Below are 14514 nucleotides of genomic sequence, written 5' to 3' on the forward strand. Positions count from 1 at the left end.
TCTACTAGAGAAGCGTGGACAACGGCGTCCCGACGGGCGAATCGTCCGTCGGGACGCCCGTCTTGTTTACGACAGTACCAGCAGGCCCGAGGTCTTCTCGCGGGCGACCTCGAAGCGCTGGGCGACGTTCTCCCAGTTCGCGATGTTCCACGCGGCCTTGACGTAGTCGGCCTTGACGTTGAGGTAGTCGAGGTAGAAGGCGTGCTCCCACATGTCGAGCTGGAACAGCGGGACGGTGCCCTGCGCGGTGTTCGCCTGCTGATCGAACAGCTGCTGGATGATCAGGCGCGCGCCGATCGGGTCCCAGCTCAGCACGGCCCAGCCGGAGCCCTGGATGCCGGTCGCCGCAGCCGTGAAGTGGGCCTGGAACTTCTCGAACGAGCCGAAGTACTCGTCGATGGCCGCCTTCAGCTCGCCCTCGGGCTGGCCGCCGCCGTTCGGCGAGAGGTTGGTCCAGAAGATCGAGTGGTTGACGTGACCGCCGAGGTTGAACGCGAGGTCCTTCTCGAGCTTGTTGACGTTCGCGAGGTTTCCGCTGTCGCGGGCCTCGGCGAGCTGCTCCAGCGCGGTGTTCGCACCGGTCACATAGGCCTGGTGGTGCTTGTCATGGTGCAGCTCCATGATCTTTCCGCTGATGTGCGGCTCGAGAGCTGCGAAGTCGTAGGGGAGGTCGGGGAGCGTGTAGGTCGCCATATCGCTTTCATCCAATCCGCGCCGCGCCGCGGCGCTTGCCGATCCTCCGCGCCGCCGAGATGCGGCGAGGAGCGGACGTAACTCATCCTACTGACGCCAACGCCCTGCGGCACCGGATCCTTCCGCTGAATGACGAAGAGAGCCGACCCTTGACAGGACCGGCTCTCATGTGAGCATGGGCGCGATGCTCAGACGTCGAGCCCGGCGGGCACCGCGGACTCGGTGCCCGGAATGCCGTCGTGCTGCGCCTTCTTGTCGGCCATCGCGAGGAGGCGGCGGATGCGACCGGCGACGGCATCCTTCGTCAACGGCGGGTCCGCGTGATGACCGAGCTCGTCGAGGCTCGCATCCCGGTGCGCGAGACGCAGCTCCCCCGCCACGCGCAGGTGGTCGGGAACCTCGTCGGCGAGGATCTGGAGCGCGCGCTCGACGCGTGCGCAGGCGGCGACGGCGGCCTGCGCCGAACGACGCAGATTCGCGTCGTCGAAATTGACGAGACGGTTGACACCGGCGCGCACCTCGCGGCGCTGACGCAGTTCCTCCCACGCGACGGCGGTGCGGTGAGCACCCATCTCGCTGAGGATGGCACGGATCGCCTCGCCCTCGCGGACGACGACGCGCGGCATGCCGCGAACCTCCCGGGCCTTGGCTGCGACGCCCAGACGGTGCGCGGCGCCGACGAGAGCCATGGCGGCCTCCGACGACGGGCAGACCACTTCGAGCATGGCGGAGCGGCCGGGTTCGCTGAGCGAACCGGCAGCGAGGAACGCACCACGCCAGAGACCGGCGAGTTCCGAGCGCGAGCCCGTGGTGAGACGGTTCGGGAGTCCGCGAACCGGACGACGACGCTGGTCCAGGAGGCCGGTCTGACGGGCGAGGGTCTCGCCCGAATCGATGACGCGCACGGCCCATCGGGCACCCTCGTTGGCGGTGCTCGACTGCACCTGAGCGATCTCGGGACGAACGCCGTAGATCTCGGCGAGATCCCGCGCCACGCGACGCGCGAGGGTCTCGGCATCCACTTCCGCTTCGACGGCCACCCGGCCGGCGATCGAGTGCAGGCCGCCGGCGAACCGCAGGACCGCCGTCACCTCCGCCACTCGCACCGTCGGGGGTGCGTTTCGGATGCTGACCAGCTCGGCCTTGACGTCGGTGGTGAGTGCCACGGGACTCCTTCTACGTTCACGCGCCGGGTCGCGACGCAAACGTCCAGCTTACCGGCTGGGCGCTCCCTTACTCGCGCCCGAGGTCGCGATGACGGACGTTGACGGCCACCCCGGGGATGGCGGCGAGGCGGCGCGCGAGCTCCTCCGACATGGCGACGGAGCGGTGTTTGCCCCCGGTGCACCCGATGGCGATGGTGGAGTGGCTCTTGTTCTCGCGCTGATACCCCTCGAGCACGGGAGTGAGAGCCGCGGCGTAGGCCTCGAGGAAGTCGCTCGCGCCCTCTCGGGAGAGCACGTACTCGCGCACCGGCTCGTCCTGCCCGGTGAGGCCGCGCAGTTCCTCGTTCCAGAAGGGGTTCGGGAGGAAGCGCATGTCGGCGACGAGATCGACGTCGGTCGGCAGACCGTACTTGAACCCGAAGCTGAGCAGCGTGACGCGGTGGCGAGCCTGCCCCTCTTCGGAGAACAGCTCCGACACCTGAGTGGCCAGCTGATGGATGTTCAGCGTCGAGGTGTCGATCACCATGTCGGCGGATTCGTGGATCGGCGCGAGTCGAGCGCGTTCTCGCCGGATACCGTCAAGAAGCGTGCCGTCGTTCTGCAGCGGGTGCGGACGGCGGACGGCCTCGAAGCGCCGTACGAGCACGTCGTCGGATGCCTCGAGGAACAGCACGCGCACGGAACCGCGTGAGCGCAGCAGCCGCGCGACCTCCGGGAAATCGTCGAAGAGGCTGCGCCCTCGCACGTCCACGACGGCCGCGACCTTGGGCAGTGCGTCGCCGCCCATGTCGGTGAGGTCGATCAGCGGTCGCAGGATCTGCGGGGGGAGGTTGTCGACGACGTACCAGCCGAGGTCTTCGAGGGCGTTCGCCACCGTGGTGCGGCCGGCGCCGGACATACCCGTGACGATGAGGAACTCGCCCTTCTCGGACTCGGTCATCTTACGCTCATCCCTTTCGCCTGGGATACCAGCCTATCGAGTGGCGAGGTGCGTGTGGATGTTCTGCGCCAGGACCGGCCCGATGCCCTGCACCTCCTCGATCTGGCCCGGCTCCGCCGCCCGCAGGGCCGTCACCGATCCGAAGTGCTTGAGCAGCACCTTGATGCGAGCGGCGCCGAGCCCCGGCACCTCGGCGAGCACGGTGGTGATGTCGTTGCGGCGCTTCTTGCGCTGATGCACGATCGCGAAGCGGTGGGCCTCATCACGCAGGCGCTGCAGCAGGTAGAGCGCTTCGCTCGTGCGCGGCAGGATCACTGGGAAATCGTCGCCGGGCAGCCAGACCTCCTCGAGGCGCTTCGCGATGCCGCACACGCTGATCTCGGGGTGCCCCGAGTCGCGCAGGGCGCGAGCCGCCGCCTCGACCTGCGGCTTGCCACCGTCGACGAGGAGCAGCTGCGGCCGATACGCGAAACGCGGCTTCTTCCGACCGGTCTCCGGCTCTGCCTCTGCGTCGACCTGGCCGTCGGCGAGCACCGGGCCGTCGGCGAGCACCGGGCCGTCGGCGAGCAGTGGATCGCTGACGACGACCGGCTCCGGCCGGTCGAGATACGCCAGGCGACGGCGCAGAACCTGGTACATCGAGTCGGTGTCGTCCGTCGTCTCGGCGATGCCGAAGGAACGGTACTGGTCTTTGCGCGGGAGGCCGTCCTCGAAGACGACCATCGAGGCCACGACGTTCGTCCCGCCCAGGTGCGAGATGTCGAAGCACTCGATGCGCAAGGGAGCCTCGTCCATGCCGAGGGCGTCCTGCAGATCGGTGAGGGCCTGCGTGCGCGCCACGTAATCGCTGGTCCTCCGCGTCTTGTGGCGGATGAGGGCCTGCTGCGCGTTCAACGTGGCGGTGCGCATGAGATCAGCGCGCTGGCCACGCTGCGCCACGGCGATCTCGACCTTCTTCCCGCGGCGCTCGCGGAGCCATTCCTCCATCTCGGGAGCGTCGTCCGGCAGCGCGGGCACGAGGATCCGCCGCGGCACGTCCGCGGCGTCTCCGTACGCCCGCTGGAGCACCTGATCGACCAGCTCGGCACCCGAGATGTCGATCTCCTTCTCGATCGTCATCGCCCGCACGCCGCGCACACGGCCACCGCGGATCACGAAGTGCTGAACGGCCGCGGCGAGCTCGTCCTCCGCGATGCCGAAGAGGTCCGCGTCCTCATCCGATGCGAGCACGAGGGCGCTCTTGCCGAGCACGGCCTCGATCGCGGAGAGCTTGTCGCGGTACTTCGCCGCCGCTTCGTAGTCCATCGCCGCGGACGCGTCGAGCATCCGCTTGCGGAGATCGCGGGTGAACCGCTCGTCGCCGCCGGCCATGAACGCCACGAAGTCGTTCACCATCGCCCGATGCTCCTCGATCGTGACCGTCATCGAGCACGGCCCGCCGCACTTGCCGATCTGTCCGGGGAAGCAAGGGCGCCCCGTCTGCATGGCGCGCTTGTAGCTCGCGTCGCTGCAGGTGCGGATCGGGAACGCCTTGATCATCAGGTCGATCGTCTCGTGCACCGCCCAGACCTTCGGGTACGGTCCGAAGTACCGCGCACCCGGGATCTTGCGGTTCCGCGTGACGAGCACCCGAGGGGCCTCGTCGCCGAGGGTCACCGCCATGAACGGGTACGACTTGTCGTCCTTGTAGCGGACGTTGAAGGGCGGATCGAACTCCTTGATCCACATGTACTCGAGTTGCAGCGAGTCGACGTCCGTCGACACCACGGTCCACTCGACCGACGCGGCCGTCGTGACCATGCGCCGCGTGCGCTCGTGGAGAGTGCGCAGCGGAGCGAAGTAATTCGACAGACGCTGACGGAGGTTCTTCGCCTTACCGACGTAGAGCACCCGCCCGTCCGCGTCTCGGAAACGGTACACGCCGGGGTCGGTCGGGATCTCTCCCGGCCGCGGCTTGTACGGAAGCACATCGGCCATCAGCTGGCCTTGCGCGCGGCGCGCCCTTCCCCGAGGATCTCGGCGAGGAACTGCCCCGTGTGACTCTCCTCCACCCGCGCGATCTGCTCGGGAGTACCCGTCGCGAGGATCTCACCACCTCCGGATCCCCCCTCGGGACCGAGGTCGATGACCCAGTCAGCGGACTTGATCACATCGAGGTTGTGCTCGATGACGATCACGGTGTTGCCCTTGTCGACGAGTCCGTTCAACACTTCGAGCAGCTTCCGCACGTCTTCGAAGTGAAGACCCGTGGTCGGCTCGTCGAGCACGTAGATGCTGCGCCCGTTGCTGCGCCGCTGGAGTTCGGTGGCGAGCTTCACGCGCTGCGCCTCACCGCCCGAGAGCGTCGTCGCGGACTGACCGAGTCGCACGTATCCGAGCCCGACGTCGACCAGCGTCTTCATGTAGCGGTGAATCGCCTGGATCGGCTCGAAGAACTCCGCGGCCTCCTCGATCGGCATCTCGAGGACTTCGGCGATGTTCTTGCCCTTGTAGTGCACGGCGAGGGTGTCACGGTTGTACCGCTTGCCGTGACAGACCTCGCAGTCCACGTACACGTCGGGAAGGAAGTTCATCTCGATCTTGATCGTGCCGTCGCCGGAGCACGCCTCGCAGCGCCCGCCCTTGACGTTGAAACTGAATCGTCCGGGCTGATAGCCGCGCACCTTGGCCTCGGGCGTCTCGCTGAACAGGGATCGGATGCGATCGAAGACCCCGGTGTACGTCGCCGGATTGGAGCGCGGCGTGCGACCGATCGGTGCCTGGTCGACGTGCACCACCTTGTCGAGGTTGTCGAGCCCGGTCACACGCGTGTGCTTGCCGGGGACGGTGCGTGCACCGTTGAGCCGGGAGGCGAGCACCTGGTAGAGGATGTCGTTGACCAACGACGACTTGCCCGATCCGCTGACGCCGGTGACCGCGGTGAGCACTCCCAGCGGGAAGCTCGCGTCGACGTTCTTGAGGTTGTTCTCCCGCGCGCCGACCACCTTGACCATGCGCGAGCGGTCGAGCTTGCGTCGCTTGCTCGGTGTGACGATCTCGCGACGGCCGGAGAGGTACTCCCCCGTCATCGATGCCCGATCGGCGAGCAACGCCTCGTACGGCCCGGAGTGCACGACCTCGCCGCCGTTGACGCCCGCGCCAGGCCCGATGTCGACCACCCAGTCGGCCGCTTCGATGGTCTCTTCGTCGTGCTCCACCACGATCAACGTGTTTCCGAGATCCCGCAGCTTCACCAGCGTGTTGATGAGACGCCGGTTGTCGCGCTGGTGCAGACCGATCGAGGGCTCGTCGAGCACGTAGAGCACTCCGGTGAGACCGGATCCGATCTGCGTCGCGAGTCGGATGCGCTGCGCCTCACCACCCGAGAGCGATCCGGCGGACCGGCTGAGGTTGAGATACGAGAGCCCCACCTGCAGCAGGAAGTCGAGCCGGAGACGGATCTCACGCAGAACCTGCGCGGCGATCTGCGCCTCTCGCTCGGAGAGGGTCAGCGTCTGCATGAAGGCCTGGGCGTCGCTCAGGCTCAGGTGCGAGACCTCGGCGATGGAGTGACCCTGCACCTGGACGGCGAGGACCTCGGGCTTCAGGCGGTTTCCGTCGCAGACGGGGCACGGCACCTCGCGGAGGTACTCGCCCCACCGACCGCGCTGCGTGTCGGACTCGGCCTGCAGGTACTGCCGCTCGATGTACGGCACGACGCCCTCGAACCCGGAGGCGTACCGCATCTCCCGTCCGTACCGGTTCTTCCACTTGACGGTCACCTTGTAGTTCTCGCCTCGCAGCACGGCATCCTGAACGTCGGAGTGCAGCTCGCGCCAGGGAGTGTCGAGCGAGAAGTCGAGATCACGGGAGAGCCCCTCGAGCAGGCGCTCGTAGTACTGGAACAGTCCCTTGCCCTGCGTCGTCCACGGGATGATGACGCCCTCGCGGATCGAGAGATCCTCGTCGCCGAGCATGAGGTCGACATCGACCGACATGCGGGTGCCGAGGCCGGAGCAGGCGGGGCAGGCGCCGAAGGGCGCGTTGAACGAGAAGGTGCGGGGCTCGATCTCGGTGAGGCTGAGTGGATGCCCGTTGGGGCAGGCGAGCTTCTCGGAGAAGGACTGCCACGCGTCGTCGCCCTCTTCATCGACGAAGTTGACCTGCATGACGCCCCCGGCGAGCCCGAGTGCCGTCTCGACGGAATCGGTCACCCGCCCGAGGATGTCGTCCGATGCGACCAGGCGATCGACGACCACGGCGATGTCGTGCTTGTAGCTCTTCTTGAGAGTGGGCGGCTCGGCGAGCTGGATCAGGTCGCCGTCGACGATCGCGCGCGAGTAGCCCTTCGCTCCGAGCTCACGGAAGAGGTCGACGAACTCGCCCTTCTTCTGGGACACGATCGGAGCCACGATCTGATAGCGCGTGCGCTCGGGCAGCTCCATGAGCTGGTCGGCGATCTGCTGGACGGTCTGCCGCTGGATCTTCTCGCCGCACTCCGGGCAGTGAGGGACGCCGATGCGCGCCCAGAGCAGACGCATGTAGTCGTAGATCTCGGTGATCGTTCCGACGGTAGAGCGGGGATTCCGGTTGGTCGACTTCTGGTCGATCGACACCGCCGGGCTCAACCCCTCGATGAAATCGACGTCGGGCCGGTCGACCTGACCGAGGAACTGGCGAGCATAGGCACTCAGCGATTCGACGTAACGACGCTGCCCCTCGGCGAAGATCGTGTCGAACGCGAGGCTGGACTTCCCGGAGCCGGAGAGGCCGGTGAACACGACGAGCGAGTCACGGGGGATGTCGATGTCGACGTTCTTGAGGTTGTGCACGCGGGAACCGCGAACACTGAGTTTTCCGGGGGTGGCGACGGGGACGATAGGCACCGGACAAGTCTACGAGGGGCCACCGACATTGGCTCCGCAGAGCTCCGATGCTCAGCCGCCTCCGAGGCGCCGGCCCGCGAACGGGCCCAGCCCGTCACGCAGCGCGGACACTTCGTGCACGTCCATCCCGACTGCAGCCATCACCTGCGCCGGCACCTGCAGCGCACGTTCGCGCAGCGCGCGCCCCGCATCGGTGAGCGTGATGTCGAGACGACGCTCGTCCTCCGAGCTACGCTCCCGAGCGACGAGACCGTCCGCTTCGAGCCGTTTGACGAGCGGCGATGCCGTGGCGGGCTCCATCGCGAGGTCCGCGGCGAGATCGTTCAACGTGCGAGGCGACCGCTCCCAGAGGGCCAGCATGACCAGATACTGCGGATGGGTCAGACCCAACGGCTCGAGGATCGGTCGATAGATCGCGACGACGTTGCGCGCCGCGGTCACCAGCGCGAAGCACAACTGGTTCTCGAGCCGGAGGAGTTCGTCGGATGCGCTCATCCGGCCAACTATACAACCGCCCTAATCGTTAGTACGCTAATCAACATGGCACATGATCCCGATCGGGCACCCCTGCGCACGCGTATTCGCGAAGCGGGAGGGCTGTACGCGTGGGTGAACACAAACCTCATCCGCTTCGCGGGACCCGCATCCGTCGGCCCCTACGAGAAGACTCCCCCACCGAGCGCTGCGGAGCGCGCCGAACGGGCGTGTCCGCTCTGCGGGGCGCCGATGACCGCGCACGAGATCGATCGTTCCGGGCCGAAGCCCCTCATCCACTGCCCCTGATGCCGGGAACGAGCGCCCGCCCCGCAGCGTGAGCGGCGGGGCGACTCAGTCGGCTCCGGCGCGAGCGGCATCGATCCAGAACAGCAGCCCGTCGTCATCGGCGATCGCCGACGGAGCAACGTCGATCCATCGCGCACTCATCGTCCGCGGGCCCATCACGGCGCGTGCGGCCCCCTCACGAAGAAGCAGTACGGCCTCGTCGTCTGCGGCGACCTTGATCAGAAGGACTCCGCCGGGCCGGGCACCGGCCAGGATCCGACCGTCGAGCAGGAACGCTCGGATTCCGAACATCCGCCGCTCTTCGACGTCGGATCCGGACGCGACGATCGCACGAATCCTGTCCGCGAGCTCTTCCCCCGCAGGATCCATGGACGCCTCCCTCGTCTACCGAGCGCTCTCAGGCATGTCCGGCACGCTCCATCGCGCGCAATTCCTTCTTGAGGTCCTGCACCTCGTCGCGCAGTCGTCCCGCCAACTCGAACTTGAGTTCGGCGGCGGCGGCCAGCATCTGATCCGAGAGATCCTGAATCGTCGCCTCCAGTTGCTGCGCGCCCTCGGCGGCGATCCCCGCGCGCCGGAGGTTCGGCGTCGGGGACTTCCCCTTGCCCGTCGCGCGCCCCCGACCCGACATCATCTCCGCAGTATCCGCGCCCTCGCGGGCCAGGACCGCGGTGATGTCGGCGATCTTCTTGCGCAGCGGCTGCGGGTCGATCCCGTTCTCCTTGTTGTACGCGATCTGCTTCTCTCGACGCCGATCGGTCTCTTCGATGGCCTTCGTCATCGAGTCCGTCATCTTGTCGGCGTACATATGGACCTCACCCGACACGTTTCGTGCCGCACGCCCGATCGTCTGGATCAGTGACGTCCCGGAGCGCAGGAAGCCCTCTTTGTCGGCGTCGAGGATCGCCACGAGCGACACCTCGGGCAGGTCGAGGCCCTCACGCAGGAGGTTGATCCCGACCAGCACGTCGTACACCCCCGAGCGCAACTCGCTCAGCAGCTCGACGCGGCGGAGGGTGTCGACGTCGGAGTGCAGATAGCGCACGCGCACACCGTGCTCGCCGAGGAAATCGGTGAGTTCTTCGGCCATCTTCTTCGTGAGGGTCGTCACGAGGATGCGCTCGTCGCGCTCCACCCGCAGGCGAATCTCTTCGAGGAGGTCGTCGATCTGCCCCTTCGACGGCTTCACGATGATCTCCGGGTCGACCAGACCCGTCGGACGGATGATCTGCTCGACCACCCCGTCCGCGATCCCCATCTCGTACTTCCCCGGCGTCGCGGAGAGGTAGACGGTCTGACCGATGCGGTTCTTGAACTCGTCCCAGCGGAGCGGGCGGTTGTCCATCGCGCTGGGCAGACGGAATCCGTGGTCGACGAGCGTGCGCTTGCGCGAGGCGTCTCCCTCGTACATCGCGCCGATCTGGGGCACGGTCACGTGCGACTCGTCGATCACGAGGAGGAAGTCGTCGGGGAAGAAGTCGAGGAGCGTGTGCGGCGGCTCTCCCGGTGCCCGCCCATCCATGTGACGGGAGTAGTTCTCGATGCCCGAGCAGAAGCCGAGTTGCTGCAGCATCTCGAGATCGAACGTGGTGCGCATGCGCAAACGCTGCGCCTCGAGCAGCTTCCCCTGCTTCTCGAATTCGGCGAGCCGTTCCTCGAGCTCCGTCTCGATCGTTCCGATCGAACGCTGGATCACATCGGTTCCGGCGACGTAGTGCGAGGCCGGGAAGATCGGCACGGCGTCGAGCTTCTCGATCACCTCGCCGGTGAGCGGGTGGAGCGAGTAGAGCGCCTCGATCTCGTCGCCGAAGAGCTCGATGCGGATCGCGTGCTCCTCGTAGACGGGGATGATCTCGATCGTGTCGCCCCGCACGCGGAAGTTGCCCCGCGAGAAGTCGACGTCGTTGCGGTTGTACTGCATCGCGATGAACTGCCGGATGAGCGCGTCCCGGTCGTACCGCTCCCCCACCTGGAGGGCGACCATCGCACGGAGATACTCCTCGGGAGCGCCGAGGCCGTAGATGCACGACACGGTCGAGACCACGACGACGTCGCGGCGGCTGAGAAGCGAGTTCGTCGTGGAGTGTCGGAGCCGTTCGACCTCGGCATTGATCGACGAGTCCTTCTCGATGAAGGTGTCGGTCTGCGGGACGTACGCCTCCGGCTGGTAGTAGTCGTAGTAAGAGACGAAGTACTCGACCGCGTTGTTCGGCATGAGCTCGCGGAACTCGTTCGCGAGCTGCGCCGCGAGCGTCTTGTTGTGCGCGAGGACCAGCGTCGGACGCTGCACCTGCTCGACGAGCCACGCGGTCGTCGCCGACTTTCCGGTACCCGTGGCCCCCAGCAGCACGACATCCGTCTCACCGGCGTTGATCCGCGCGGCGAGCTCGGCGATGGCCTGGGGCTGATCACCGGCGGGCGCGTATTCGCTGATGACCTCGAACGGGCGAACACTGCGAGTGGGTTCCATACGTCCAGCGTAGGCGGGGCCACCGACATCGGGGGCCGCTTCCCCTCCGGGCGATCGGCCCTCACACCCGTCCGGCGGCGGACGTGCGCAGGGCGACCCCCGCGATGACCGCGGCGGCCGCGCACATCGCGACGACGCCGGCGATGAACCACCCCCAGCCCACCGCGCCGAAGACGAGACCGAGCGCCCATCCGAACAGGCTCGACCCCGCGTAGTAGCCGAAGTAGTAGAGAGACGATGCCTGGGCGCGAACCTCGGGATCCGCATCCGCCGGCACCCACCCGGAAGCGACCGCGTGCGCGCCGAAGAACCCGGCCGTGAACAGGACGAGCCCTGTCAGCACCGCTCCCGTGCTCGGCATCACCAGCAGCACGGCGCCCGCCACAGCGACGCCGATCGCGACCAACAACACGGTATAGCGCCCGTGCCGACTGGCGAGCGACCCGGCCCAGGGCGAGGAGATCGTCCCGGCGAGGTACGCGACGAACAGTAGGGTCACGAGCCAGGCAGGGAGGAGGAAGGGCGGGGCGGCCAGATGGAATCCAAGATAGTTGTAGACGGCGACGAAGGCGCCCATGAGGAGGAAGCCCTGAGCGTACAGGGCGAGCTGTCGTGCGGAACGCAGCGGCCGAAGGAGTCGCGTCAGCGCCCGGGGCCCTGCTCCTCGCGCTGAGGGACGGAACCCCCGAGCGCGCGGCGTGAGCCACAGGAACAACGCGGCCGACACGACGCAGATCGCGGCGACCGCCCACATCCCCGCACGCCATCCGCCCACCTCGCCGATCCCCCCGGCGACGAGACGCCCCGTGAGCCCGCCGAGCGTCGTGCCAGCGATGTAGCTCCCCGCAGCCGCCGCCGCGTGCGAGGCGCGCACCTCCTCGCTCAGGTACGCGAGGGCGACGGCGGGTACGGCGCCCAGCGCGATGCCCTCCCCCAATCGCAGGACGAGCAGAGGGAGGATGCCGTCGCTGAGCGGCGCGCAGACGCCGAGCACCGTGGCGATGATCACCCCCGTAGCCATCGCCGGGATCCGCCCGATCCGATCGGCGACCATCGACCAGGGGATCACCCCCGCCGCCAGCCCGAGCGTGGCGGCGGACACGGTCAGCGCCGCTGCCGCCGGGCCGATCCGGAGGTCCACGGCGATCTGCGGGAGGACCGCTTGGGTCGCGTAGAGCTGGGCGAACGTCGCGACGCCGGCGAAGAAGAGCCCGATGATCAGTCGGCGATACTCCCGCGATCCGGGGCCGTGACCGACGAACGGCTCGCTCACCGGGAGCGGATCCGCTCCCAGAGCGCGTCGGTGCGGGCTTCGGTCTCGTCGAGCGACCCGGAGGTGTCGATGACCGCGTCGGCGATCGCGAGACGCTGATCATCCGATACCTGCGCGTCTATGCGCTCCTGCGCCGCCTTCGGATCCATGCCGCGGATCTCGACGAGGCGGCGCAGACGTTCGGCCGCCGGGGCGTGGGCCACGACGATGAGGTCCCAGGGATCGTCGACGCGAGCCTCCACCAGGAGCGGGACGTCGTAGACGACGATCGCTTCGTCATCTCGTGCGAACGCCTCGTCGAAGCGGCGCTGGGACTCGGCGCGCACGGCCGGGTGCACGATCGCGTTCAGAGCGGCGAGCTGCTCCGGTTCGCCGAACACCCGCGCGCCCAATGCCGGTCGGTCCAGCGTCCCATCGGCCGCGATGACCTCGTCACCGAACCGTTCGGCGATCCGCTGGAGCACGGCACTGCCCGGAGCCTGCACGTCTCGAACGATCTGATCCGCATCGACGAGGATCGCACCGTGCGAGGCCAGACGTCGGGCGATGGTCGACTTCCCGGACGCGATTCCGCCGGTGAGCGCGATGAGGGGCATGGTCTCCATCCTGTCATGCGGGTGGACGCGGAACGGGCCGCCACCCGAAGGTGACGACCCGTTCCCTGATGTGATGCTGCTTAGGCGTTGCCACCCGAGAGCTTCTCGCGAAGAGCCGCGAGCGCCTCGTCGTCGGCAAGCGTGCCCGCACCGGCGGTCTCGCTCGAGAACGACTGGCCGCCGAAGTCCTCGCCGGCCGCCGCCTCGGCCTCGGCCGCCTTGGTGACCTGAGCCTTGTGCGCCTCCCAGCGAGCCTGGGCCGCAGCGTACTCCTGCTCCCATGCCTCGCGCTGGGCGTCGAAGCCTTCCTTCCACGCACCGGTCTCGGCGTCGAAGCCCTCCGGGTACTTGTACTCGCCGTTCTCGTCGTACTCGGCGACCATGCCGTAGAGGGCCGGGTCGAACTCGGTGCCGTTGGGGTCGACCGACTCGTTGGCCTGCTTCAGCGACAGCGAGATGCGACGACGCTCGAGGTCGATGTCGATGACCTTGACGAACACCTCTTCGCCGACGGAGACGACCTGCTCGGCCAGCTCGACGTGCTTGCTGGAGAGCTCGGAGATGTGGACGAGGCCCTCGATGCCGTCTGCGACGCGAACGAACGCACCGAACGGAACGAGCTTCGTGACCTTACCCGGGGTGACCTGACCGATCGCGTGGGTACGGGCGAAGACCTGCCACGGGTCCTCCTGCGTCGCCTTGAGCGACAGGGAGACGCGCTCGCGGTCGAGGTCGACCTCGAGGATCTCGACGGTGACCTCCTGGCCCACCTCGACGACCTCGGAGGCGTGCTCGATGTGCTTCCAGGACAGCTCGGAGACGTGCACGAGGCCGTCCACGCCACCCAGGTCGACGAACGCACCGAAGTTGACGATCGACGAGACGACACCCTTGCGGACCTGACCCTTGTGGAGGTTGTTCAGGAACGTGGTGCGCGACTCCGACTGCGTCTGCTCGAGCAGCGCGCGGCGGCTGAGCACGACGTTGTTGCGGTTCTTGTCGAGCTCGAGGATCTTGGCCTCGATCTCCTGGCCGAGGTACGGCGTGAGGTCGCGGACTCGGCGGAGCTCGATGAGCGAGGCCGGGAGGAAGCCACGGAGGCCGATGTCGACGATGAGGCCACCCTTGACGACCTCGATGACGGTGCCGGTGACGACGCCGTCGTTCTCCTTGATCTTCTCGACGTCTCCCCAGGCACGCTCGTACTGCGCGCGCTTCTTGGAGAGGATCAGACGGCCTTCCTTGTCCTCCTTCTGGAGGACGAGGGCCTCGACCAGGTCGCCGACGGCGACGACCTCGTTGGGGTCGACGTCGTGCTTGATGGAGAGCTCGCGCGAGGGGATGACACCCTCGGTCTTGTAGCCGACGTCGAGGAGGACCTCGTCGCGGTCGATCTTGACGATCGTGCCCTCGATGATGTCGCCATCGTTGAAGAACTTCAGGGTCTTCTCGACCGCGGCCAGGAAGTCCTCAGCAGATCCGATGTCGTTAATGGCGACCTGCTTGGTGGCCGGGGCGGTCGTTGCGGTAGTCATGTAGTGGGTTGTCCTTGTGAATGGAAACTCAGGCCGTGGGCAGCGACCGCGCACGGCCGACATCCTGCTTCACAGCGATTGGATTGGTTGGATCGTCACGAGAGCATGCGGATGCACGCCACGAGTGACGCTTCAGATTACCAGATCTCGGGATGCTGCGGGGGGTCGGGGGTCGGATGCCCGTGCGAGACTG

The 14514-nt window shown here is 67.4% G+C and carries 12 protein-coding genes; 1 reads left to right on the forward strand and 11 read right to left on the reverse strand.

Features of this window, described 5'->3' with window-relative positions; genetic code table 11:
• Nucleotides 1-66: 66 nt before the first annotated feature.
• The 6 genes from ACFY9N_RS10030 to ACFY9N_RS10055 all read right to left on the reverse strand — a co-directional run bounded on the left by ACFY9N_RS10030 (nucleotide 67) and on the right by ACFY9N_RS10055 (nucleotide 8159).
• Complete coding sequence (locus ACFY9N_RS10030; protein ID WP_391478351.1) at nucleotides 67-693, reverse strand: superoxide dismutase; 627 nt, start codon at nucleotides 691-693, stop codon at nucleotides 67-69.
• A 188-nt stretch (nucleotides 694-881) separates the two neighbouring features.
• The gene (gene whiA, locus ACFY9N_RS10035; protein ID WP_391478352.1) at nucleotides 882-1859 is read right to left on the reverse strand and encodes a DNA-binding protein WhiA; all 978 of its coding nucleotides are present in this window, start codon (nucleotides 1857-1859) and stop codon (nucleotides 882-884) included.
• A 67-nt stretch (nucleotides 1860-1926) separates the two neighbouring features.
• Nucleotides 1927-2799, reverse strand: coding sequence for an RNase adapter RapZ (rapZ, locus tag ACFY9N_RS10040; protein ID WP_391478353.1), 873 nt, complete (start codon nucleotides 2797-2799; stop codon nucleotides 1927-1929).
• A gap of 33 nt (nucleotides 2800-2832) precedes the next feature.
• Nucleotides 2833-4776, reverse strand: a complete 1944-nt coding sequence (uvrC, locus tag ACFY9N_RS10045) for an excinuclease ABC subunit UvrC (RefSeq protein WP_391478354.1) — start codon at nucleotides 4774-4776, stop codon at nucleotides 2833-2835.
• On the reverse strand, nucleotides 4776-7664 hold the full coding sequence (gene uvrA, locus ACFY9N_RS10050; RefSeq protein WP_391478355.1) for an excinuclease ABC subunit UvrA: 2889 nt from the start codon (nucleotides 7662-7664) through the stop codon (nucleotides 4776-4778). Before uvrA ends, uvrC begins: the two co-directional genes overlap by 1 nt.
• 51 nt (nucleotides 7665-7715) lie before the next feature.
• Nucleotides 7716-8159, reverse strand: a complete 444-nt coding sequence (locus tag ACFY9N_RS10055) for a MarR family winged helix-turn-helix transcriptional regulator (protein ID WP_391478356.1) — start codon at nucleotides 8157-8159, stop codon at nucleotides 7716-7718.
• Between the two features lie 45 nt (nucleotides 8160-8204).
• Here ACFY9N_RS10055 and ACFY9N_RS10060 point away from each other — a divergent pair, with 45 nt between their 5' ends.
• Nucleotides 8205-8447: a hypothetical protein gene (locus ACFY9N_RS10060; RefSeq protein ID WP_391478357.1), complete on the forward strand. Its 243-nt coding sequence runs from the start codon at nucleotides 8205-8207 to the stop codon at nucleotides 8445-8447.
• 45 nt (nucleotides 8448-8492) lie between these two features.
• On the opposite strand, the gene ACFY9N_RS10065 is transcribed toward ACFY9N_RS10060, so the two are convergent.
• The 5 genes from ACFY9N_RS10065 to rpsA all read right to left on the reverse strand — a co-directional run bounded on the left by ACFY9N_RS10065 (nucleotide 8493) and on the right by rpsA (nucleotide 14321).
• On the reverse strand, nucleotides 8493-8816 hold the full coding sequence (locus ACFY9N_RS10065; protein ID WP_391478358.1) for a TfoX/Sxy family protein: 324 nt from the start codon (nucleotides 8814-8816) through the stop codon (nucleotides 8493-8495).
• A 28-nt stretch (nucleotides 8817-8844) separates the two neighbouring features.
• Nucleotides 8845-10917 carry an excinuclease ABC subunit UvrB gene (uvrB, locus tag ACFY9N_RS10070; RefSeq protein ID WP_391478359.1) on the reverse strand — a complete coding sequence of 691 codons (2073 nt, stop codon included), beginning with the start codon at nucleotides 10915-10917 and terminating at the stop codon, nucleotides 8845-8847.
• A gap of 61 nt (nucleotides 10918-10978) precedes the next feature.
• Nucleotides 10979-12190: an MFS transporter gene (locus tag ACFY9N_RS10075; protein ID WP_391478360.1), complete on the reverse strand. Its 1212-nt coding sequence runs from the start codon at nucleotides 12188-12190 to the stop codon at nucleotides 10979-10981.
• On the reverse strand, nucleotides 12187-12786 hold the full coding sequence (coaE, locus tag ACFY9N_RS10080; RefSeq protein ID WP_391478361.1) for a dephospho-CoA kinase: 600 nt from the start codon (nucleotides 12784-12786) through the stop codon (nucleotides 12187-12189). The genes ACFY9N_RS10075 and coaE overlap by 4 nt, the downstream gene beginning before the upstream one ends.
• 80 nt (nucleotides 12787-12866) lie before the next feature.
• Nucleotides 12867-14321, reverse strand: coding sequence for a 30S ribosomal protein S1 (rpsA, locus tag ACFY9N_RS10085; protein ID WP_247622117.1), 1455 nt, complete (start codon nucleotides 14319-14321; stop codon nucleotides 12867-12869).
• Nucleotides 14322-14514: the final 193 nt, after the last annotated feature.

The organism is Microbacterium sp. NPDC008134, assembly GCF_042957055.1.
Lineage (GTDB): Bacteria > Actinomycetota > Actinomycetes > Actinomycetales > Microbacteriaceae > Microbacterium.